Origin of the sequence: Actinospica sp. (assembly GCF_035552695.1) — a bacterium.
In the GTDB taxonomy this organism is placed as follows: domain Bacteria; phylum Actinomycetota; class Actinomycetes; order Streptomycetales; family Catenulisporaceae; genus Actinospica.
The window spans coordinates 1-20,940 of sequence record NZ_DASZKT010000071.1; the positions used below are offsets into that span (position 1 = coordinate 1).

The following is a 20,940-nucleotide window of genomic DNA, read 5'->3' on the forward strand; positions in this document are numbered from 1 at the left end:
GATGACCAACCTGACCTTCAGCGGCATGCGCATCCGCGACACCACCGCCGACGGCATCAACCTCCACGGCGGCGTCACCAGCTCCACCATCACCAACAACGACATCCGCAACACCGGCGACGACGGCATCGCCCTCTGGGCCGACTCCGGCATCGGCGCCGACTCCCAGGACACCATCTCGAATAACACCGTGCAGTTGCAGCAGTTGGCCAACGGCATCGCGGGCTACGGCGGCAACAACAACACCATCTCCGGCAACCGCGTCGTGGACACCGGCATCACCCAGGGCGGCGGGATCCAGGTCGGCCAGCGCTTCAGCTCCACCCCGGTCGGCCTGTACACGATCTCGAACAACACCCTGATCCGTGACGGATCGCTCGACCCGAACTGGCAGTTCGGCGTCGGCGCGCTCTGGTTCGACGGCAGCCAGGGCACGATCGCAGGACCGATCAACGTCAGCAACACGCTGATCGAGCAGAGCCCGTATGAGGCGATCCAATGGGTCGAAGGCACGGTCAACGGCGTCAACCTCAACGGCGTGAGCATCCAGGGCACCGGCACGTTCGCCCTGCAGGAGCAGACCGGCGGCACCGCCTCGGCCACGAACGTGACCGCGACCGGCGTCGGCCAAGCCGGCCTCGGCAACGCCCCCAGCTACAGCTGTGAGGGTTCCGGATTCACCATCACCGACAACGGCGGCAACTCCGGGATCACCCCGACCCAGTGCGTCAGCGACAATCCGACCCCGGTCTTCCCGGGATACCCGGCGTCCGGCGTGCAGGCCAGTCCCAGCGCGCTGAACTTCGGCTCGGAAGTGACCGGCCAGACCAGCGCCGCGCAGACCGTGTCGATCAGCAACCCGACCAGCTCGGCCGCCTCGGTCTCCTCGATCACCGCCAGCGGTGACTTCGCCGAGACGAACAACTGCGGATCGTCGATCGCGGCGAACGGCAGTTGTTCGGCGAGCGTCACCTTCACACCGACCGCCAGCGGCAACCGCACCGGCTCGCTGACCGTCACCGCGGGCGGCGTCACCGACACGGTGGGCCTCTCGGGCACCGGTACCGCTCCCGGCCCGGTCCTGAGCACCAACCCGGGCGCGCTGTCCTTCGACGGCACGGTCGTCGGTTCCTCGGCGGCGAGCAAGTCGGTGACCGTGACCAACACGGGCACCGCCTCGGCGACCGTCTCCGGGGTCTCCGTCAGCGGTGACTTCACCCAGACGAACAACTGCGGCACGCTCGCGGTCAACGCCTCGTGCACCGCGACCGTCACGTTCACGCCGACGGCCGCCGGCAGCCGCACCGGAACGCTCACCGTGACCAGCAACGCCAACAACAGCCCGACCACCGTCGGCCTCAGCGGCAGCGGCATCGGCTCGACCACGAACCTCGCGGCGTCCGGCACGCTGACCGCGAGCAGCAGCGCCTCCGGCTTCCCGGCGACGAACGCGAACGACGGCAACACCGGTACCTACTGGGAGAGCCTGGACGGGTCGGCCTATCCGCAGACGCTGACCGCGAACCTCGGCCAGTCCTACGGGCTCGGCTCGGCCACGCTGGACCTGCCGCCGTCCTCGGCCTGGTCGACGCGCACCGAGACCTTCTCCGTGCTCGGCTCGACCAACGGCAGCTCGTGGACCACGCTGGTCCCCTCGGCCGGGTACACCTTCAACCCGTCCACCGGCAACACGGTCAGCTTCAACCTGCCGTCCGGCACGACGGATCAGTACCTTGAGCTGTCGTTCACCGGCAACACCGGCTGGACCGCGGCTCAGATCTCCGAGTTCCAGATCTTCCCGGGAGCCACCTCCGGCAACAACGGCGGAGGCGGCACGACCCCGGGCAACCTGGCGCTGAACGCGCCGATCACCGCGAGCAGCACCACGCAGAACTACGCGGCGGCCAACGCGGACGACGGCAACACCAGCACCTACTGGGAGAGCGCGAACGGCTCCTGGCCGGCCACCCTGACCGCGAACCTGGGCGCGGTGGACTCGCTCAGCTCGCTCGTCGTCGACCTGCCGCCGTCCAGCGCCTGGCAGACCAGGACGCAGACGCTGTCCGTTCTCGGCAGCACCGACAACAGCACCTGGACAACGCTCGCGGCCTCGGCGACCTACACCTTCAACCCGTCCACGGGCAACTCGGTGTCCATCACGCTGCCGAGCGGAACGAGCGACCAGTACGTCAGGCTCAGCTTCACGGCCAACAGCGTGCAGAACGGCGCTCAGGTCTCCGAACTGCAGGTGGTCGGCACCACCGGCTGAGCAAGGCAAGGATTCAAAGTGCTGAGTTAAGGCAGTGATTCAAAGCACGGATTGAAAGCACATGTACGCAGAGCGCCGCGGTCGGTCTCCGGCCGCGGCGCTTCGCGTTCGCGGCGTTTGATGTACCGTGACCCGCATGTCATTCGGGGGCGAGACAAATACACAGACGTCATCAGTTGCGGCGACAGCATCGGTGCGGCCCGTCGCGCACCGCGGGCGCTGGATCAGCGGCGGATTGGCGTTGCAGCTCGTCGGCATCGGCGGGCCGCTCGGGTACGTCATCACGAAGGCGAAGCACGAGGACATCGGCGGCCTGCTGACCGTCGCCACCGTGCGCCTGGCCTGGCACGAATCACTGCACGCGAAGGCGGGCATCGCGATCCTGGCCGCGGGCGCGATCGTGTTCGCGATCGGCAGCGTGCTGCTCGCGCGGCCCTACGCCAAGAGCCGCGTCACGCTGCTGCTGGCCGTGCCGCTCGCGGCGGTGTGCGGCGCACTGGTGCTCGGCGCCGCCGCGATCATCATCGCGCTGATTCTCGTGCTGGCGTGGGGCGGCGGCGACATTCCGAGCTTCGGCGGCGGGCCCTCGAAGAAGCGTCCGACGAATCCGACGGCCTAGCCCTCGAAGCGGCCGAACACCCAGGTGCCCGGGGCGTGCGGGTCGTTGCCCGCCCAGAACTGGTACCAGAGCAGCCGGAACTCGCCGCGCGGGATGAAGCCGTCCGCGTCGAGATCGAGCAGGGCGAAGACCTCGTCGGTGTCGGACGGGCGGCCGTTCCACGCCTCGAGGAGCTGGCGGTACTCGGCGCCGGAGATGAGGCCGTCGCCGTTCTCGTCGATGGCCGCGAACATGGCGTCGGCGGTTGCGGTGACCGCGTCGGACATGCTCGGCAGCACGTCGACGACCGCCATCACGTCGTCGAGGTGCACCTGCCGGGGATCGAGTGCGACCGCGCTCAACGACTCCCACCAACCCAGCATGATGTCGCGCAATTGCGTGTACTGAGCCGATTCCGGCTGGAGGCCGCGCAGCGTCGTCCACCGCGCGGCCAGGTTCGCGAAGTCGCCCTCGACGAGGAATCCCCGGCCCTCCGGGTCCATCGCGTCGAACACGCCGACGACCTTGCGCCGCTGAAATGCGCTCGCCATGATCCGCCACCCTCTCGACTCGCCGTCCCCGGTTCACCGTCATGACAGCAAACCGGCTCCCGCGCGTCTCGTGCCGGGCGGTCAAACCGCACGATCGGGTGAGCGGTGCACGCGGCCGGTCCGCTTGACCGCACTGAGGATCCGCGTCACCTCGAGGTTGCGAATGTCCTCGGTCGCGCCGACCGTCTTGGCCAGAAAGGCGTACAGCCCGCCGACCAGGCGGCGGCGTACGGCACCCTCGCCATCGCCGACCACCAGGCCGCCGCCGGGTACGAGACGTACGTCTACCAGTTCGACTACGTCCCGGCCGACGACCCCTTGCACCTCGGCGCAGCGCACTGCGTCGAACTCCCCTTCTTCTTCAACACCATCGACGCCTGGCCCGACAGCCCCATGCTCGGCGAGCCCACGGCGGCAGTCCGACACTTCGCCTGAAGATCGCTCCTGTAGATCGCAGAAGAACCCCGAGATGGAATCCTTGCGGAATGGTTCTCTCATTGCGCGCAAAATGGTTGGTCGTAGCGGTCACCGGGCTTGCGGTCGGGGCGTTGTGGGTCGGGGTAGGACAGGCGGCGTCGGGCTCCGGCTCGGCGCCGGTATCGCACGTGGTCACGGCCGAATGGTTCGCGACCGTCGCCACGCCCGATCCGGGGGTCTTCGGCACGAGCCTCGAAGGGGCGGCGTTCGACAGCCACGGCCACTTCTACTTCGTCGACACCACGGCTCAGAAGCCGAAGCCGAAGCTGATGAGCCTTGACCTGGGCACTCGTAAGGTCAGCGGGCTCTACTCGGATCCCAACAGCATGCTCAACTGCATCGGCTTCGGCCCGGACGGCACGATGTACCTGTGTGATCTCGAGAACGGGGTCAACGGCGGCGGACGCGTGGTCCGCTACGACCCCGCCACGGGCGAGATCGCGGACGTGTTGACCAGCGTGGGCGGTTCGGCGTTCGTGCCGGATGATATGACGATCGACACGTCCGGCGACATGTACGTCGCCGACTACCAGGGCACACCCACCTCGCCCACCGGCCGCATCGTGGTGCGCGGAGCCGACGGATCGGCCGTGCCCGTGCTCACCGGTCTGTCGCACCCGAACGGCATCGTGCTGACGCCCGATCAGACCGCCGTGTGGATCGACGAAGACCTCTCCGGCACGCTCGACCACGTCGCCCACCAGCTCTCGTCGCCCGCCTCCTCGACGACGACAGTCACCCTGCACACCGCGTCCTACCTCAGCCTCGGCGCGAACGCCTACACCGACTCGCTCACCGTCGACGGCCGCGGCAACATCTACATGGCCGTCTACGGCGCCGGCGAGGTCCTCGAGTTCGATCCCTCCGGCATCCAGATCGGCCGCGTCGTCATCCCCGGCGACGTCCCGAACGTGACCCACGTCGCGATCGAGCCCGGCACCCGCCGCGCCTTCGTCACCGCCTCCGGCCCCGGCGGCGGCTACATCTACACCTTCCCGGCCCTCGCCCCCGCCCCGGCAGGCGCCCCGAACGGAGGCTGAATCAGGCTGAATCAGACCGCGAGCCCGGGCCAGGACGCCCTGCTCGTCCGGGCCGGCCTCGCGGCGCCTTTGCGCCAATTGGTCGAGACCATTGACTTCCGTTGGAGGCTAACGCTACTTTCCAAGGAAAGCCTCGCGGCCACCCGACGACCGAAGACGGATGATGGAATCACTGCGCACCACCGGAAAGGCCACCCCGGCCGATGTGCGGGCCGTCAACCGGCGGCTGCTGCTCCAGCGCATCAGCGAGGGGCGCGGACGCATCTCCCGTGCGGACCTGGTGCGGCTGGCCGGACTGAACACGGCGACCGTGTCCGGGCTGGTCGCGGAGCTGCTGGAGCAGGGCCTCGTGCGAGAGGTCGGGCTCGGCCCCTCCGTCGGCGGGAAGCCGCCGACACTCCTGGACCTCGACGAGCGGCTGTTCGCCGTGCTCGGCGTGCAGCTGATCCGCGACGGGTTCCGGATCGCGGCGGTGTCGCTGCGCGGACAGATCATCGAGCAGCACGACGAGGTCGGCGACCCGCGGACGATGATCGAAGCCTTGGTCCCGGCGGTGCAGAAGATGGCCGAGAGCCTCGGCCGCACCGTGCTCGCCGTCGGCGTCGCGGTACCCGGGATCGTCGACCACCGAGGCGTGGTCGCGCGCTCGGTGCTGCTCGGCCGCAACGACTACGACCTCGGCGGCTGGCTCGGCGAACGGCTCGGCTACCCGGTGCACCTGATCAACGACAGCGACGCGTGCGCGCTGGCCGAGGCGGCGCTCGACGAGGAGAAGTCGCCGACCCTGATCGCGCTCTATCTGGGCGACGGTGTGGGCGCCGGCCTGATCCTGTCCGGCGCGCTCTTCCAGGGCGAGAGCTTCGGCGCCGGTGAAGTGGGCCACCTGAACCTGCGTACGCACCAGCTGCGCTGCGAGTGCGGACGCACCGGCTGCATCGAGGCCGCCGCGCGCATCAGCGTCCTGACGGGCAAGCACCAGTCGCTGCAGCTGACGCCGCGCGGCGAGCAGCCCGTCGGACACATCGACGACGCGGCGGCCGAGCGCGCGGGACGCAACATCGCCGCGCTGCTCGAGCTGGTCTACGAGCTCATCGACGTACGCCGCGCGGTCATCTGCGGTCCGGTGTGCACGCTGGGACCCGGGCTGCTCTCGCACGTCCGCGGCGCTCTCGCCGACTACGAGCCTTACCTGGGCGGACATCTCACCGTCGACTACTCGCGGCTCGGCTGGAACGGCACCCTGCTCGGCGCCGCAGCCCTGGCCGCGCACAAGGAACTCGGCCTGCTGTGGTCCATGATCGAATCGTGAACAGGGGAGAGACATGGAGACTCTGGTAAAGGATCTGCGCGAGCCGCGGTATCTCAAGGTCAAGGACCACATCGTCGAGCGGATCGCGCAGCTGCGGCCGGGCGTTTCCATCCCGCCGGAGCGCGACCTCGCGGTCGAGTGCAGCACGTCGCGCACGACCGTGCGCAAGGCCGTGACCGAACTGGTCGCCGAGGGGCGGCTGGTGCGCCGGCAGGGTTCGGGCACGTACGTCGCCGAACCCAAGCTCGCCTGGCCGCTCATGGTCTCCGGCTTCACCGAGCACGCCGAGTCCGAGGGCTTGAACGCGCACACGTCCTTCCTCGGCGCGCAGTATCTTCCCGCGACGGACGAACTCGCCGAGCGCCTCAACGTGCGGCCGGGCGCCCGAATCCTGTCCATGGAACTGCTGCGATCCGTGAACGACGCGCCCATGGCCGTGGAGTGCGTGTACGTCTCAGCGCACCGCTTCCCGGGGCTCGAGGCCGCGGTCGCGAGGACGGGTTCCCTGTACGAGGCGCTGCGGGAGAAGTTCGGTGTCAGCGTCGCGCACGCGGTCGAGACGATCGAGACCGCGCCCGCCGCGCCGCGCGAAGCGGCCCTGCTCGGCACCGACATCGGCACGCCGATGCTGCTGGTGAGTCAGCACAGCCACACGGCCGACGGCGAGCCGGTCGAGTGGGTGCGCACGTGGTACCGCGGCGACCGCTACTCGTTCGTCGCGCACATCACCCGCCCCCAGACCCCTGCGACCAGCGGCGCCGCGTTCCACTGAACCACCGCCGCTGAATCGCACGTATCAGCGTTCCACCATGCCCGGGTGCATCCCGGGCGGAGTGCCGCCGCGCTCGATCCCGGCCTCCGCGATCTTGCGCAGGAGTGTCAGCAGTTGCTCGCGCTCGGCCGCGTCCAACGGCTCGCACGTACGCGCCTCGACACCGAACGCCGCCTGGAACGCCCGTCCTAGTGCCGCGTTGCCGTCCTCGGTGAGGGCCAGGGCATAAGCGCGCCGGTCGTCCGGATGCGTACGGCGCTCGACGAAGCCCTTCTTCTCCAGCCCGTCGACCAGCGTCACCATGCGGTTCGGCGGGATCTGCAGCATCGCCCCGAGCGCACGCTGCGAATGGCCCTCCTTGTCCGCCAGCAGGCGCAGCAGCCCGAACTCGCGGTGCTCCAGGTCGAGCTCGGCAAGCGCTTCGCCCAACTCCCGGCTGACCTCATAACCCAGCCTGGACAGCAGGAACGCCACGCTCGGCGGCAGCTCGCCGACGGCGACGACGGGAGGGCGCGGAGCGGGTGGCGTCATGACGACTGATTCTCCTCGTTCGGGCGGCGGGCGACTCACAGGATTATCCCAGGACCGTTTCCCGGCGATATTGTTCCGATAGAGGTATAGTACTCGACATGGAACGATATTCCGAGGAGCCTGCGACGCGGGTGCGCGCCTCGGACGCGGAGCGCGACGACGCCCTGCGTACGCTCGCCGCGCACTACGCGGACGGCAGGCTCGACCAGCCCGAATTCGACCGACGCGCCGATGCCGCACTCGTGGCCGTCACCCGCGACCAGCTGCGAGGCCTCTTCGCCGACCTGCCGCGAGAACGGGCAGCCGCTCCCGAGCGTCCGAGGCGGGTGCGCCCGCCGTTGCCGCCGGTGCCCGTGCTCCTCGCGGTGCTGCTCGCGCTCGCGGTGGTGGCCGTGCTGCACGGCTTGCCGCCGTTCCCGCTCATCCCGCTGATATTCATCCTCAGCCGCCGACGTCGGCGCTGGAACCGAGAGGTACGGCCATGGACCTGAGCCGCAAGTTCCGATTCGGCGCGGTGGCGGCGTTCGCGCGCGGCGGAGGGGAGTGGAGCGCGACCGCGCGGCGCGTCGAAGAACTCGGATTCTCTACGCTGCTCTGCCCGGACACGACGGGCACGCTCGCTCCCTTCGCCGCGCTGTCCGCCGCCGCTGTCGCCACCGGCACGTTGCGCCTGGGTACGTACGTGCTCGCGTCACCGCTGCGCGCTCCGGCCGCGGTCGCCTGGGAGACGGCCAGTCTGGACGTACTGAGCGATGGCCGGTTCGAACTCGGCGTCGGCGCCGGCCGTCCCGACTCGGAACGTGACGCGGCACGGCTCGGCCTGCCGTTCGGTCGGGCCGGCGAGCGCATCGCCCAGATGGAGGCGACACTCGCCGCAGTACGCGCGCGGTACTCCGGTGAGGACCCGGCCGCCCAGCACGACGCCGTGCGCGGAGTCCAGCGCCCGCATCCGCCGATCCTCGTGGCGGGATCCGGCCCTCGCATGCTCGCCCTCGCGGCGCGGCACGCCGACTCGGTCGCCCTCGGCCTGCCGCCGCTCAGCACGGAGGACGACCTCGACGCGAAGGTGCGCGAACTGCGGGCGATCGCGGGGGAGAAGTTCGACGGGCTCGAGCTCAACGTGAACATCGCGCTGGTCGGCGAGGACGCGCCGCCGCACGCCGCGTCCTGGTTCGGCGCCGATCCGAAGGAGCTGTTCCGCGTCGGCTCGATCACGGCGTTGCGCGGCACCCCGAGGGAGATGGCCGACACGCTGCTGCGCCGCCGAGACCGCACAGGCGTGTCGTACGTGTCGGTGAATGCGATGTTCGCCGAGCAGTTCGCCCCGGTCATCGAGCTCCTCGGCTAATCAAAATAATTCTTGACAGAATCAGTCTCTCGTTTGACTATGGAGGTACGCCGCACGGGGCGGTGCTGTCAAACGGAGGTACGGACATGTCGGAGCGGCCGCGCATACTCATCGCCGGTGGCGGCATCGGCGGGCTCGCGCTCGCCCACGCGCTGCGGCGCGGCGGCCTGGACGTGGCCGTCTTCGAGAAGGTGGCCGAGCCCGAGAGCCGGGCACAGGGCTACCGCATCCACCTCGACGCGGACGGCGATGCCGCGCTGCGCGAGTGCCTGCCCGCGCACGTGCTCGACCTCGTGCGCCGGACCAGCGGAGTGCCCAACGACCTGCTGGCCGCGTACACCGACCAACTGCAGCAGGTGATGGCGCAGACCTTCCCGAGCGACTCGACGGACGAGATCACGCACGTCGATCGCCGCGCGTTCCGCAATGCCCTGCTGGCCGAGCTGGGCGAGGACGTGCACCTCGACCGAACCGTGACGGATTATCAGATGACCGACGCCGGCCGGGTCCGGGTTCTGTTCGCGGAAGGCGGCAGCGACGAGGGCGACGTGCTCGTCGGCGCGGACGGCATCGGTTCCGCGGTACGCCGCGGGCTGCTGCCCGATGCCACCGTACGGGATCTCGGGCTTCGGTGCGTGTAGGGCCGGATGCCGATCACCGCGGCCACCGAGTCCCTCATCCCGAACGACTTCGACCGCGGCTTCTGCTGGGTCGCCGACGAGAACGGCTGCGGCATCGGATTCGCGCCCATGCGGTTCCGCGAACACCCGCAGGACGCCGACTACCTGATGACCGCGCTCGTCGCCACGAGGCAGCGGCTCGGCGTGCCGGACGAGCGCCTGTTCGCCCTCACGCCGCGCGAACTGTGGCAGCTCACCGTCGAGGCCACCGGCAAATGGCACCCGGTGCTCAAGGGGCTGCTCCAGAGCGCCGACGCCGACTCGTTCTTCCCGATCACGGTTCGGGCCGGCGAGCGCGTCGAGGCGTGGCAGACGGGCCCGGTGACCCTGCTCGGGGACGCCGTGCACACCATGCCGCCCACCGGCGGGATCGGCGCCGGCACCGCGCTTCAGGACGCTGCGACGCTGGCCCGCGAACTGCTGTCCGCCGCGCACGGCGAGAAGCCGCTCATCGACGCGATCGCTGCCTACGAGCGCGTGATGCTGCCTCGCGGCTTCGACAGCATCGACCTCTCACTCCGCAACGCCGAGATGATGTTCAGCTCTCCGAGCTGAGCCGTCTGCGCCAGTCCTCCGGCCACGGCTCGCTCCGGTCGCCGCCGCGCGGAACGTACACCGCGACGAAGCGGCCGTGCGCGGCCGGCGCGCGCGGATGCTCCTCGTGCTGCTCGCCCCAGACCTCGAAGCGGAACGTGAACGACGAGGTGCCGATGCGTTCGAGGACGAGCGTGGTCGTCACCTCCTGGCCGAACCAGAGCCGCGAGGAGAATTCGACCTCGTACTTCACGCGCGGCGAGGCCCCGAAGTACCCTGATACGCCGCGCTCGCGCATCATCGTCGCCTCCGCGGCCTCGACGAATCGGGTGATGGAGGTGTGGTGATGGTGGCCGGCGGCGTCGGTGTCCATCCACTCCACGCGGCCGCGGTGGACGGCGCGGGCCACGACCGGGCCATCGTCGTTCACAGTGTCCGCCGCCGCCGTCTCAGGCTGCTGCGTGCTCATGAGTGGGCCTCCAGCGCAGGTGTTGGGTCTTGTACGCATCCTGACTCTCCGGCCGCAGCAGTTCGAGCCGCGGGCGCACGGCGTCGGTACGGGCGGTCGGCGGCTTGCGCCGGCCCGCCTGGTAGGGCAGCGGCCACTGCGCCGCCGCGCCGCGGTACTCCTGCTCGGCCGCCGCGTGCAGCGTCCAGTGCGGGTCGTAGAGGTGCGTACGGCCCAGGGCGCACAGGTCGGCGCGCCCGGCGAGCAGGATCGAGTTCACGTCGTCGTACGAGGCGATCGCGCCCACGGCGATGACGGCGGTGCCGGTAGCGGTGGCGACCTCGTGCCGGATCCGGTCGGCGAACGGGGTCTGGTACGACCGGCCGAACGCGGGCTTCTCCTCCTTCGAGACCTGGCCGGAGGACACGTCGATCGCGTCGGCGCCGTGCGCGATGAAGGCGCGGGCGATCTCGACCGCGTCGTGCTCCGTGTTCCCGTCCGGGAGCCAGTCGGTCGCGGAGATGCGCACGAGCATCGGGCGTTCGGCGGGCCACGCCGCGCGTACGGCGTCGAAGACCTCGAGCGGGAAGCGCAGCCGGTTCGCCAACTCGCCGCCGAACTCGTCAGTGCGCTGATTGGAAAGCGGTGAGAGGAAGGAAGACAGCAGATATCCGTGCGCGCAGTGCAGTTCGAGCAGGTCGAACTCCGCCTGGGCGCCGCGCCGCGCCGCGGCGACGAAATCGGCGATGACCTGGTCCATCTCGGCGCGGGTGATCTCGCGCGGCGTCGCCGCGTCCGGTCCGTAGGGCACCGGCGACGGAGCGATCAACGGCCAGTTGCCGCCCTCGGGCAGCGGATCGTCCATGCCCTCCCACATGAGACACGTCGAGCCCTTGCGGCCGGAGTGGCCGAGCTGCAAACCGATTCGGGCCGAGCTCTGAGCGTGTACGAACTCGACGATCCGCGCCCAGGCATCGCGCTGCTCGTCCGTCCACAGGCCGCCGCAACCGGGTGTGATCCGGCCCTCCGCCGAGACGCAGACCATCTCCGTCATCACCAGCCCGGCGCCGCCCATCGCCTTCGAGCCCAGGTGCACGAGGTGGAAGTCGCCGGGCACACCGTCGACCGCCGAATACATGTCCATCGGCGACACGATGACGCGGTTCTTCAACTCCAGTGCGCCGATCCGGAACGGCTGGAACATCGCCGGCGCCACGTTCTCAAGACCCTGCGAGTTCGCGAACGCTGCGTCCACCCGATCGGCGAACTCCGGGTCACGCGTGCGCAGATTCGCGTACGTGATGCGTCGCGATCGTGTCAGCAGGTTGAAACAGAACTGGGTCGGGTCCTGGTGAGCGTACATGCCGATGTTCTCGAACCATTCGAGCGACGCCTGCGCGGCACGCTGGGTGGATTCGACGACCTGGCGACGCTCGGTCTCGTACGCGTCGAGCGCGGCCTCGAGCCCGTCGTGTTCGTGCAGACAGGCCGCGAGAGCCAGCGCGTCCTCCATCGCGAGCTTGGTGCCCGAGCCGATGGAGAAGTGCGCGGTGTGCGCGGCGTCGCCCAGCAGCACGAGGTTCCCGTCGTGCCAACGCTCGTTGCGCACGGTCGTGAAGCTCAGCCACTTCGAGTTGTTGGCCTGCAGCTTGTGGCCGTCGAGCTCCTCCGCGAACAGCTCGCGCAGCCGCGCGACGGCCTGCTCGTCGGACGCGCCCGGAGGCAGCTGCGCGTCGGCGGTGGCGTCGAATCCGGCCGCGTGCCAGACGTCTTCGTGCATTTCGACGATGAACGTCGAGCCCTGATCCGAGTAGGGATAGCCGTGGACCTGCATCGTGCCCCACGGCGTCTGCTTGATGAAGAACTGGAAGGCCTCGAACACCCGGTCGGTGCCGAGCCACATGTACTTGTTGCTCCGGCGGTCCAGGCTGGGCCGGAACACCTCGGCGTGCGCGGCCCGGGTCAGTGAATTGACGCCATCGGCCGCGACGACGAGGTCGTGCGTGGCACGCAGCTCCTCGAGATCCGGCGCGATCGTGCGAAACAGCAGCCGCACACCGAGGTCGCGGCAGCGCTCCTGGAGCAGGTGCAGCAGATCCTTGCGACCCATGGCGGCGAAACCCTGGCCGCCGATCGTGTGCTGCTCGCCTCGGTAGTGGATGTCGATGTCCGTCCAGCGCGCGAACCGCCGCGCCATGGTCCCGGCGAACTCGGTGTCGGCGTTCTCGATGCCGCCGAGCGTCTCGTCCGAGAAGACCACGCCGAAGCCGAACGTGTCGTCCGGCGCGTTGCGCTCCCAGACGGTCAGTTCGTGGCCGGGGGAGAGCTGCTTGAGCAGCGCGGCGAGATACAGGCCGCCGGGGCCGCCGCCGATGATCGCGATCTTCACGGATGGTTCCTCTTCTCGTGCTCGTCCTCGACGATCCGGCGCAGCGCGAAACGCTGCAGCTTCCCGCTCGCGTTGCGCGGCAGGTGCGTGACGAAGCGGACGTCGCGCGGATACTTGTAGGGGGCGAGGGTCTGCTTGACGTGGTCCTGCAGTTCCTTGGCCTTGTCCGGGCCGTCCGTCACGCCCGGCCGGAGGACGACGAAGGCGCACACCACCGAGCCGCGTTCGAGGTCGGGGCGGGGAACGACGGCGCATTCCAGGACGTCGGGATGGGTCTCGACGGCGGCCTCGACCTCGGGACCGCCGATGTTGTAGCCGGAGGAGACGATCATGTCGTCGCCGCGGGCGTGATAGTGGAAGTAGCCGGCTTCGTCCCGGTGGAAGATGTCGCCGGTGACGTTCCATCCGTTGACGACGTAGTCCTTCTGCCGCGGGTCGTCCAGGTATCGGCAGCCGACCGGGCCGATCACGCCGAGCCGCCCGGGTTCGTCGGGACCGAGTTCGCCGTCGTCCGGGCCGAGGATGACGGCGCGGTAGCCGGGCAGCGGCTTGCCGGTGGCGCCGGGCCGGATCTCGTCCCCGGCCGCGGAGATGAAGATGTGCAGCAGTTCCGTGGCACCGATGCCGTCGATCACTGACAGGCCGAGGTCGTCGCGCAGCGCGCGCCAGACGTCCTCCGTAATGTGTTCGCCCGCTGATACGGCGACGCGGAGACCCGACAGCAGTCGATCGCGGCCCGCGCGCACGATCGCCCGGTACGCGGTCGGGGCGGTGGCGAGAGCGGTAATGCCGAGGTCTGATACGTGCTGCGCAAGCTGTTCGGGCGTGCACGACTCGATCAGCAGCGAGCAGGCACCGGCCCGCAGTGGGAAGACGAGCAGCATGCCGAGGCCGAAGGTGAAGGCCAGCGGGGCGGTACAGGCGACCACGTCGTCCGGTCGCAGACGCAGGGTGTGCAGGCCGAAGGTGTTGTCGATCGACAGCAGGTCGCGGTGAAAGTGCATGGTGATCTTCGGGACGCCGGTGCTGCCGGACGTCGGGCCGAGCAGAGCCACGTCGTCAGCGGCGGTCGGCACGTCGGCGAACTCGCCCGACTTCTTGGCCGCGCGGGCGACCAGATCATCCGGCCCGGTGCCGCCGTACTCAATGATCTGCAAGGAGGGCGCCGCGTCTTTCAGGTCACCGGCGAATCTATGATCCACAAGCGCGATCGTGGGCCGAGTCCGCTCGACGATCGGGGCAAGTTCGCGTGCGCGCAGCGCCACCATGGTCGTGACCACGACGCCGCCCGCCTTGAGCACGCCGAGCCACGCGGCGACCGTCCACGGGTTGTTCGGCGAGCGCAGTATCACGCGTTGGCCTGGCACCAGGCCGAGATCCTCGGTGAGTACCTGGGCGACCTGGTTGGCACGTGTGCGCAGCCGGCCGTAGCTCCACGCCTCGCCGTCCGGGGTGCGCAGCGCCGTGCGGTCGGCGCCGAAAGCCGCGGTGGGCACGTCGATCAGTTCGGTGCCGGCGTTGAGCCGGTCCGGATAATGCAGTTCCGGAGTGGTGAATTCGATCGTCGGCCACTCCTGCTCGGGTGGCAGGTGATCGCGGGTGAACGAGTCCATGTGGGCGGAGGGTGAGAGGTGCATCAGCGTTTGTACCCTTCTCAAGCGGGGCGGATCACGCCCTCCTGCGCGACGGTGGCCACGTGCCGGCCGTCGCGCGTGAAGAAGCGTCCGGTGCCCAGGCCGCGCCCGTTCTCGGCACTGGCAGGGACCTGGACGTAGAGCAGCCAGTCGTCGAGGCGCACCGGCCGGTGGAACCACATCGCGTGGTCGAGGCTGGCGGTGACCAGTCCCGGATCGGCCCAGGCCAGGCCGAGCACGCGGAGTACGGGTTCGAGGATCGTGTAGTCGCACACGTACGCGAGCGCGGCCTGGTCACGCTGAGCATCGCTGAGCCCGGCGACCGGCCGCAGCGGATCAAAGGGCTTGATCCACACAGCTTGCGGCGCATCCCGCCCTCCCTCGACCTCGAGGTAGACCGGGCCGGGCACGTGTCGCATGTCGAAGCCGCGTCCGCCGGACCAGTAGGCCTTGGACACCTCGGTCATCGTGCCACCGTGACGCCCGTCAAGATAATCCGCGGAGCTCGGCAGGCCCTCGGGGCCGGGAACGGCCTCGGTGAGGTCGGCGGCGTACGACGCGCCCTCCTCGCCCGCGGCGAAGTTGGCCAGGCAGACGTACACCGCTTTGCCGTTCTGGTAGCCGCGCACCTGCCGGGTGCTGTAGCCGCGTCCGTCGCGCAGGATCTCCACCTCGTAGCGCACCTCGGCGCCGATCTCGGCCGGGCGCATGAAGTAGCTGTGCATCGAATGCAGGGTCTTGCCGTCGGTGACCGAGCGCAGCGCCGCGGCCGCGGCCTGCGCGACGAGGTCGCCGCCGTACGCCTTGGGCCACGGGCACGGCTGCGTGACCCCGCTGAACGCGAGGTCGAAGTGCTCGGCCTCGACGGCCTTGAGCGTGACCGCGGCGGTGAAGATCTCCGAGGTCACGCGCGGTCCGTCCAGTCGCGCAGTTCGGCGTCGGGGACGTCGGGCAGGTTGACCACGATGTTCTCCGGCGTGCGGGTGGTCAGCCAGACGAGCGGCTTGTTCCGGGAGAGGTTGCACTCGACGTGCGGCATGAACGGCGGGACGAAGACCCAGTCGCCCTCCGCCATGTCGAGGTAGTCCTCGAACTTCCGGCCGAAGTAGATGCGGGCGCGGCCGGAGAGCACGTACCCGCCGGTCTCGGCCTCGCCGTGGTGATGCGACACGGAGCGGTAGCCGGGCTCGTTGCTGACCTTGCCGTACCAGAGCCGGCGAGCGGGGGTGTGCTGGATGCTCACGCCCGACACCCGCACCGCGCCGCCGGAGTCCGCCGTGTTCCCGTGCTCGGCGCCGGCCCGGGTGACGACCGGCGCGACCGGGCCGCCGGGCAGCCGGTACATCGAGTTGTCGCCCTCCAGGCGGTACTTGCTGAAGTCGGGTTCCATATCTCGTATTTTTCACGACCGTCAGGTAAAGTCAATACACATGACCGCCATCCCGGTGAATCCCGCGTCCCTGCCCACCCCCAGTGGCTACTCGCACGGCACGCTCAGCGGCACCACGCTGTACCTCGGCGGCCAGACGGCGCTCGACGCCGAGATGAAGATCGTGCCCGGCGGCATCGTCGAGCAGTTCCGGCAGGCCTTCGGCAACGTGCTCACCACCCTGCGCGAGGCCGGCGGCGAGCCGGAGGACCTGGTCGGCATCACCATCTACCTGACCGACATCCCGGACTACCAGGCCCACGGCAAGGAGATCGGCCGGGTCTGGCGGGAGCTGGCCGGACCGGTGTATCCGGCCATGGCGGGGATCGGCTGCACGGCCCTCTGGCAGCCCGAGGCGATGATCGAGATCCTGGGCGTGGCCGAGATCCCCGAGGACCGGCTGCGCGTCCCCGGCCAGTAGGGTTGGCGACCGTGACGACGGAGAGGACGGCGGAGACGGAAAGCGCGACGGAGACGGAGACGGGAGCCGCGCCGGGGCCGATCGCGGCGGACCAGCAGCCGTCCTCGCGTCTGGGACCGCTGATCCTGACCCTGTTCGCCCTCTACGCGCGCAGCGAGGACAACTGGCTCTCGGTGGCCGCGCTCATCCGCCTCATGTCAGACCTCGGACTCGACGACCGCGCGGTGCGCTCCGCGGTGTCCCGCCTCAAGCGGCGCGGCGTGCTGAGCCCCGAGCGGCACGGCAAGGCGGCGGGCTACACGCTCGGGCCGACGACCCTCGAACTGCTCGCGGAGGGCGACACCCGCATCTTCGAGCACGCCCGCGCCGACATCGAGGACGGCTGGCTGCTGGTCGTCTTCTCCGTGCCCGAATCCGAGCGCGAAAAGCGGCACGAGCTGCGCGCGACGTTGACCCACCTCGGATTCGGCACCGCGGCCCCCGGAATCTGGATCGCCCCCGCGACCCTCGCCGCCGAGACCCGCCGCACCCTCGAACGACGCGGCCTGTCAGGGTACGTAGAAATATTCACCGGACAGCACTTCGCCTTCGGCGAGCTGCGCTCGAAGGTGCGCGCCTGGTGGGACCTGGACGAGCTCACCGGCCTCTACGCCGACTTCCTCCGCCAACACCGCCCGCTGCTGGAACGCGTGGCGACGCACGGCACGCCCCCGCTCGACGCGTACCGCACCTATATCCCGATGCTGACCCAATGGCGCCGACTCCCGTACCGCGACCCGGGCCTGCCGCTGCGCCTACTCCCACCCGGCTGGAGCGGCGAGACCGCCCGAGTCCTCTTCGACGACCTGAACCACGCCCTCAGCGGCCCCGCCCGCGAGCACGCCATGAACGTCATCCACGCCGGCGGGTGACCGGTTCGGTCTGCGGCTCGGAGCACCATCGAACCATCGACAACGGTGCCCTCATTCGTCCGCGGCGGTCCAGCGGGCCCGCACTTCCGCGGCGCCTCGGGCGGTCAGGACGCCGTGGACGCGGAAGCGGGCTACGCCGCCGTCGGGGTAGGTGTCCAGGCGCAGGTGGGTCGCGGGGCGGGTGGAGTCGAAACGGAAGCGGTGCAGGGTGTCGGGCTGCACGCGGGTCTCGGCGATGAGGTCGAACCACTCGCTGTCGCCGTTGCCGCCACTGTCGCCTGCGCGGCCGCGGAGGCGGATCCGGTCGGGGGCGTTGCCCTTGTAGTTCGCGGTGTCGATCTCGATGACGCGGGCCTCGCCCTCGCCGATGAGCCGCACCTCGATCCAGTCGTTGCCGCTGTCGCGGCGGCGGGCGGTCTCCCAGCCGTCGCCCATGACGCGGGACTCGCCGGGCATCAGGGCCGCGGTGGCGGGGGAGAAGAACGCGTCGCTGCTCGCGGTGACCAGGCCGCCGTTGCGGGCCGCGGCGAGGTCGCATTGCACGCCGACGGTGAACTCGGGATCGGGCAGCACCTCGCCGTACACGCGCAGGCGGGCGATGCCGCCGTCGGGGATGTTGTTGAGGCGAACGTGCGTGAACCGCTTGCGGCGCAGCCCGCCGTCTACGAGTTCGAAGTGGTTCTGCGTGTCGCCGTTGAGCTTGCTCTCGGGGACGATCGTCACCCAATCGGCGGCTAGGAGCTCCCGCGGGTTCGGGTAGCCCGGCACATCCGCGGCCTCGATCGAGCATGCGGGCGGGTAGTTCCCGACGAAGAACGACGTGTCCACGGTGACGCCGCGGATCAGGCCGGGGGCGCCGAGGCGGATGATCGCCGAGTCGTACGGCCTGCCCTCCACGTTCGGCGCGCCCGGCCGGCGGCGCCGGGTCTCCCAGCCGTCGACGACCTGGCCCTTGAGGTCGAAGGTGTGCGGGCTGAACGTCGGCGGCGCGGGCGTTACCAGGTTCTCCCTCATGCCGAAGAACTCGTCGTTCGCCCAGACGACCGCGCCGCCTAGGGCGCGTGAGGCGAGGTCGAGGTCTGCTGAATAATCCGTCATCGTTCCGTCTCCTTGGTGAGAAGTCGTCCGGCGGCGGGCGCGTCGAGGTCGACCGGCGCTCCGGCGAGGTACGTGGTCCGCACGGCGCCGCGCAGGACGAGCCCGTCGTACGGCGTGACAGGGTTCTTGTGCGCGAGGTGCGCGGCGTCGACGGTCGTGCGGGCGTCGGGATCGAAGACCACGAAGTCGGCATCGCAGCCCACGGAGATGCGGCCCTTCGTGCGCAGGCCGACGAGATCCGCTGTCGCCCGCGACATCCATTCGACGACGTCGCGCAACGTGAAGCCTCGTTCCGCCGCCGCCGTCCACACCGCGGAAAGGCCCAGCTGCAGCGACGCGATCCCGCCCCATGCGGCGCCGAAATCGCCGGTGTCCTGGCGCTTCAGGTCCGCCGTGCACGGCGAATGGTCCGAGACGACGCAGTCGATCAGCCCCTCGCCGAGCGCCGCCCAAAGCCGCTCGCGATCCTCGGCGCCGCGGATCGGCGGGCAGCACTTGTGGTCCGTGGCTCCGTCGCGGATGGCCTCCGCGGCGAACGTCAGATAATGCGGGCAGGTCTCGGCCGAAACCCTGACGCCCTCGGCCTTCGCCCGCGCGATCAGCGGAAGCGCGGAGGCTGAGGCCAGGTGCAGGATGTGGGCGCGGCCGCCGGTGCGACGCGCGGCTTCGATGACGGCGGCGATGGCGGTGGTCTCGGCCTCCGGCGGGCGCGACGCGAGGAAGTCGGCGTACCGCGTGCGACCGTCGGCGCCGGGCGCGTGCTCCAGCGTCTCGGCGTCCTCGGCGTGCACGATCAGCAGGCTGTCGAGCACCGCGACGATGCGCAGCGCCTCCTCCATCTCCGTGCGGCTGACCGGCGGGAACTCCGGCACACCCGAGTCGGCGAGGAAGCACTTGAAGCCGAACACGCCCTGCTCGTGCAACGGGGCCAGTTGCTGCGCGTTCCCAGGTACCGCACCGCCCCAGAAGCCGACGTCGACGAAGCACTGGCCGCGCGCGCTCTTGCGCTTGACCTCGAGCGCGTCGGGGTCGAGCGTCGGCGGCAGCGAGTTGAGCGGCATGTCGATCAGCGTGGTGACGCCGCCGAGCGCGGCCGCGCGGGTCGCGGACGCGAAGCCCTCCCACTCCGTGCGGCCCGGCTCGTTCACGTGCACGTGCGTGTCGACGAGTCCGGGCAGCAGGGCGAGGCCGCCGAGGTCGAGGTCTCGCGCTGCGGAGAGCGGTGCGTCGTACGCGGCGACCGCTCTGATCACCCCGTCCCGGACTGCCACCGCGGCCGCACGCTCGCCGTCCGGGAGCACCGTGCGCCGCGAGCGAAATACCAGGTCCACGGTCATGACCGTCCTCCATTCGCCAGGTGTGCGCGGCCTATGCGCTCCGCGAGCAGTTCGAGGAGCGGACCGGCGTGCGCGATGCACCGGTCCACGTCGTCTTCGATGTCTGTCAGCCGGTACGCGGCCGTGAAACCGGCCTCGCTGAGCTGCTCGGGACCGAGGTCACAGATGCCTGATACCGCGACCACCGGCACGCCCAGCGCGCTCGCCGCACGTGCCACGCCCGCGGGCGCCTTGCCGCGCAGGCTCTGGGCGTCCAGCGAACCCTCGCCGGTGATCACGAGCCGGCTGCCGCGCGCCCGCTCCTCGAAACCGGCGAGCTCCAGCATCAGCTCGATGCCCGGCCGCAGCCGCGCACCCAGCAGCGCCAGAGCGGCGAAGCCCATGCCGCCCGCCGCGCCCGCACCGGGATACGTCGCGAACTCCTCGGTCCCGATCTCCCGTGCCACGGCCGCCGACCAGGCGGCGAGCGCGGCATCGAGCACCTGCACGTCGTCCTCGGACGCGCCCTTCTGCGGGCCGTAGACCGCCGCGGCTCCGTTGGCGCCGAGCAAGGGGTTGTCGACGTCGCAGGCCACGGTGACGTCGATCCCCTTGAGGCGCAGCGAAAGGTCGGTGATATCGAGGCCGGAGATGCCGGTCAGCACGGCGCCGCCAGAGGGCAAGGGCTTGGCATTCGCATCCGTCAGTTGCGCGCCGAGGGCCCGGACAAGACCCGCGCCGCCGTCGGTGCACGCGCTGCCGCCGAGGCCGAGCACGATCCGCGTGCATCCGGCGTCCAGCGCGGCGCCGATCAACTCGCCCACGCCGTAAGACGTCGCCGTCAGCGGAGCAGGCTCGCCGCCCGGCAGCCGCCACAGGCCGCAGGCCTGCGCCGACTCGATCACCGCGGTATCGCCGCGCACGGCGAAGCTCGCGGCGACCGCCCGGCCCGTCGGCCCGCCGACCAGCGCGCGGAGCCGACGGAATCCGGCCGCCGAGACGACCGCGTCCACGGTGCCCTCCCCGCCGTCGGCCACCGGCACCGTGGCGACGGCGATTCCGGGCACCGCCCGCCGCAGCCCGGCGGCGAGCCGACTCGCCGCCTCGGCCGCGGACAGCGAGCCCTTGAACTTGTCCGGGGCCAGGATGACCCGGCCCGCGGACGATTCGATCGAGGCGAGCACC

Annotated in this window: 22 protein-coding genes; 12 read left to right on the forward strand and 10 right to left on the reverse strand. The window is 70.2% G+C overall.

Going from position 1 to position 20,940, the window contains the following annotated elements:
• Window positions 1-2,269: discoidin domain-containing protein (locus VG296_RS09655; protein WP_325565281.1), on the forward strand; the 2,269-nt coding region annotated here is incomplete at its 5' end.
• A 235-nt stretch (window positions 2,270-2,504) separates the two neighbouring features.
• Window positions 2,505-2,888, forward strand: coding sequence for a hypothetical protein (locus VG296_RS09660; protein ID WP_325565282.1), 384 nt, complete (start codon window positions 2,505-2,507; stop codon window positions 2,886-2,888).
• On the opposite strand, the gene VG296_RS09665 is transcribed toward VG296_RS09660, so the two are convergent.
• Window positions 2,885-3,418, reverse strand: coding sequence for an EF-hand domain-containing protein (locus VG296_RS09665; protein WP_325565283.1), 534 nt, complete (start codon window positions 3,416-3,418; stop codon window positions 2,885-2,887). The genes VG296_RS09660 and VG296_RS09665 overlap by 4 nt on opposite strands.
• Window positions 3,419-3,523: 105 nt before the next feature.
• On the opposite strand from VG296_RS09665, the gene VG296_RS09670 reads away from it, so the two are divergent.
• From VG296_RS09670 to VG296_RS09685, 4 genes are all read left to right on the forward strand, one after another.
• Window positions 3,524-3,853 carry a hypothetical protein gene (locus VG296_RS09670; RefSeq protein WP_325565284.1) on the forward strand — a complete coding sequence of 110 codons (330 nt, stop codon included), beginning with the start codon at window positions 3,524-3,526 and terminating at the stop codon, window positions 3,851-3,853.
• Window positions 3,854-4,023: 170 nt separating this feature from the next.
• Entirely contained in the window at window positions 4,024-4,935 is a 912-nt protein-coding gene (locus VG296_RS09675) for an SMP-30/gluconolactonase/LRE family protein (protein WP_325565285.1), read from the forward strand.
• Window positions 4,936-5,095: 160 nt separating this feature from the next.
• Window positions 5,096-6,244, forward strand: coding sequence for an ROK family protein (locus VG296_RS09680; protein ID WP_325565286.1), 1,149 nt, complete (start codon window positions 5,096-5,098; stop codon window positions 6,242-6,244).
• A gap of 13 nt (window positions 6,245-6,257) precedes the next feature.
• Window positions 6,258-7,016, forward strand: coding sequence for a GntR family transcriptional regulator (locus VG296_RS09685; protein ID WP_325565287.1), 759 nt, complete (start codon window positions 6,258-6,260; stop codon window positions 7,014-7,016).
• 24 nt (window positions 7,017-7,040) lie between these two features.
• On the opposite strand, the gene VG296_RS09690 is transcribed toward VG296_RS09685, so the two are convergent.
• The gene (locus VG296_RS09690; protein ID WP_325565288.1) at window positions 7,041-7,547 is read right to left on the reverse strand and encodes a MarR family winged helix-turn-helix transcriptional regulator; all 507 of its coding nucleotides are present in this window, start codon (window positions 7,545-7,547) and stop codon (window positions 7,041-7,043) included.
• 98 nt (window positions 7,548-7,645) lie between these two features.
• Between VG296_RS09690 and VG296_RS09695 the strand changes: the two genes are divergently transcribed.
• The 4 genes from VG296_RS09695 (at window position 7,646) to VG296_RS09710 (ending at window position 10,130) form a co-directional block, all read left to right on the forward strand.
• Window positions 7,646-8,038 (forward strand): DUF1707 domain-containing protein, encoded by a 393-nt coding sequence (locus tag VG296_RS09695; protein ID WP_325565289.1) that lies wholly within the window; start codon window positions 7,646-7,648, stop codon window positions 8,036-8,038.
• The gene (locus VG296_RS09700) at window positions 8,029-8,895 is read left to right on the forward strand and encodes a TIGR03621 family F420-dependent LLM class oxidoreductase (RefSeq protein WP_325565290.1); all 867 of its coding nucleotides are present in this window, start codon (window positions 8,029-8,031) and stop codon (window positions 8,893-8,895) included. The genes VG296_RS09695 and VG296_RS09700 overlap by 10 nt, the downstream gene beginning before the upstream one ends.
• Window positions 8,896-8,981: 86 nt before the next feature.
• Window positions 8,982-9,536, forward strand: coding sequence for an NAD(P)-binding protein (locus VG296_RS09705; protein ID WP_325565291.1), 555 nt, complete (start codon window positions 8,982-8,984; stop codon window positions 9,534-9,536).
• 6 nt (window positions 9,537-9,542) lie between these two features.
• The gene (locus tag VG296_RS09710) at window positions 9,543-10,130 is read left to right on the forward strand and encodes an FAD-dependent oxidoreductase (RefSeq protein ID WP_325565292.1); all 588 of its coding nucleotides are present in this window, start codon (window positions 9,543-9,545) and stop codon (window positions 10,128-10,130) included.
• Here VG296_RS09710 and VG296_RS09715 read toward each other — a convergent pair.
• Genes VG296_RS09715 through VG296_RS09735 form a run of 5 tightly spaced genes read right to left on the reverse strand, consistent with a single transcriptional unit; the run spans window position 10,114 to window position 15,970 of the window.
• Window positions 10,114-10,578, reverse strand: coding sequence for an acyl-CoA thioesterase (locus VG296_RS09715; protein WP_325565293.1), 465 nt, complete (start codon window positions 10,576-10,578; stop codon window positions 10,114-10,116). The two genes, VG296_RS09710 and VG296_RS09715, sit on opposite strands and share 17 nt — an antisense overlap.
• Complete coding sequence (locus VG296_RS09720) at window positions 10,559-12,946, reverse strand: bifunctional salicylyl-CoA 5-hydroxylase/oxidoreductase (protein ID WP_325565294.1); 2,388 nt, start codon at window positions 12,944-12,946, stop codon at window positions 10,559-10,561. Before VG296_RS09720 ends, VG296_RS09715 begins: the two co-directional genes overlap by 20 nt.
• Window positions 12,943-14,583, reverse strand: coding sequence for an AMP-binding protein (locus VG296_RS09725; protein ID WP_325565295.1), 1,641 nt, complete (start codon window positions 14,581-14,583; stop codon window positions 12,943-12,945). Before VG296_RS09725 ends, VG296_RS09720 begins: the two co-directional genes overlap by 4 nt.
• Before the next feature lie 17 nt (window positions 14,584-14,600).
• Window positions 14,601-15,488 carry an acyl-CoA thioesterase gene (locus tag VG296_RS09730; RefSeq protein WP_325565296.1) on the reverse strand — a complete coding sequence of 296 codons (888 nt, stop codon included), beginning with the start codon at window positions 15,486-15,488 and terminating at the stop codon, window positions 14,601-14,603.
• Window positions 15,485-15,970: a cupin domain-containing protein gene (locus VG296_RS09735; RefSeq protein WP_325565297.1), complete on the reverse strand. Its 486-nt coding sequence runs from the start codon at window positions 15,968-15,970 to the stop codon at window positions 15,485-15,487. The genes VG296_RS09730 and VG296_RS09735 overlap by 4 nt, the downstream gene beginning before the upstream one ends.
• 40 nt (window positions 15,971-16,010) lie before the next feature.
• Here VG296_RS09735 and VG296_RS09740 point away from each other — a divergent pair, with 40 nt between their 5' ends.
• Entirely contained in the window at window positions 16,011-16,430 is a 420-nt protein-coding gene (locus tag VG296_RS09740; protein ID WP_325565298.1) for a RidA family protein, read from the forward strand.
• Between the two features lie 80 nt (window positions 16,431-16,510).
• Window positions 16,511-17,341: a PaaX family transcriptional regulator C-terminal domain-containing protein gene (locus VG296_RS09745; protein WP_349259508.1), complete on the forward strand. Its 831-nt coding sequence runs from the start codon at window positions 16,511-16,513 to the stop codon at window positions 17,339-17,341.
• A 51-nt stretch (window positions 17,342-17,392) separates the two neighbouring features.
• Here the strand turns inward: VG296_RS09745 and alc are convergent, their stop codons facing one another.
• From alc to VG296_RS09760, 3 genes are read right to left on the reverse strand one after another with little or no spacing between them, the layout of a single operon-like run.
• Complete coding sequence (alc, locus tag VG296_RS09750) at window positions 17,393-18,439, reverse strand: allantoicase (RefSeq protein WP_325565300.1); 1,047 nt, start codon at window positions 18,437-18,439, stop codon at window positions 17,393-17,395.
• Window positions 18,436-19,776, reverse strand: coding sequence for an allantoinase AllB (allB, locus tag VG296_RS09755; RefSeq protein ID WP_325565301.1), 1,341 nt, complete (start codon window positions 19,774-19,776; stop codon window positions 18,436-18,438). The genes alc and allB overlap by 4 nt, the downstream gene beginning before the upstream one ends.
• Complete coding sequence (locus VG296_RS09760; protein WP_325565302.1) at window positions 19,773-20,939, reverse strand: glycerate kinase; 1,167 nt, start codon at window positions 20,937-20,939, stop codon at window positions 19,773-19,775. The genes allB and VG296_RS09760 overlap by 4 nt, the downstream gene beginning before the upstream one ends.
• Between the last annotated feature and the right edge of the window lies 1 nt (window position 20,940).

What these genes read in the sequence shown, in the direction of transcription:
- allB (WP_325565301.1), bottom strand. Translation starts at nt 19,776, where the DNA reads ATGACCGTGGACCTGGTATTTCGCTCGCGGCGCACGGTGCTCCCGGAC.
- VG296_RS09680 (WP_325565286.1), top strand. Translation starts at nt 5,096, where the DNA reads ATGATGGAATCACTGCGCACCACCGGAAAGGCCACCCCGGCCGATGTG.
- VG296_RS09715 (WP_325565293.1), bottom strand. Translation starts at nt 10,578, where the DNA reads ATGAGCACGCAGCAGCCTGAGACGGCGGCGGCGGACACTGTGAACGAC.
- VG296_RS09695 (WP_325565289.1), top strand. Translation starts at nt 7,646, where the DNA reads ATGGAACGATATTCCGAGGAGCCTGCGACGCGGGTGCGCGCCTCGGAC.
- VG296_RS09685 (WP_325565287.1), top strand. Translation starts at nt 6,258, where the DNA reads ATGGAGACTCTGGTAAAGGATCTGCGCGAGCCGCGGTATCTCAAGGTC.
- VG296_RS09700 (WP_325565290.1), top strand. Translation starts at nt 8,029, where the DNA reads ATGGACCTGAGCCGCAAGTTCCGATTCGGCGCGGTGGCGGCGTTCGCG.
- VG296_RS09705 (WP_325565291.1), top strand. Translation starts at nt 8,982, where the DNA reads ATGTCGGAGCGGCCGCGCATACTCATCGCCGGTGGCGGCATCGGCGGG.
- alc (WP_325565300.1), bottom strand. Translation starts at nt 18,439, where the DNA reads ATGACGGATTATTCAGCAGACCTCGACCTCGCCTCACGCGCCCTAGGC.
- VG296_RS09725 (WP_325565295.1), bottom strand. Translation starts at nt 14,583, where the DNA reads ATGCACCTCTCACCCTCCGCCCACATGGACTCGTTCACCCGCGATCAC.
- VG296_RS09740 (WP_325565298.1), top strand. Translation starts at nt 16,011, where the DNA reads ATGACCGCCATCCCGGTGAATCCCGCGTCCCTGCCCACCCCCAGTGGC.
- VG296_RS09735 (WP_325565297.1), bottom strand. Translation starts at nt 15,970, where the DNA reads ATGGAACCCGACTTCAGCAAGTACCGCCTGGAGGGCGACAACTCGATG.
- VG296_RS09665 (WP_325565283.1), bottom strand. Translation starts at nt 3,418, where the DNA reads ATGGCGAGCGCATTTCAGCGGCGCAAGGTCGTCGGCGTGTTCGACGCG.
- VG296_RS09690 (WP_325565288.1), bottom strand. Translation starts at nt 7,547, where the DNA reads ATGACGCCACCCGCTCCGCGCCCTCCCGTCGTCGCCGTCGGCGAGCTG.
- VG296_RS09710 (WP_325565292.1), top strand. Translation starts at nt 9,543, where the DNA reads ATGCCGATCACCGCGGCCACCGAGTCCCTCATCCCGAACGACTTCGAC.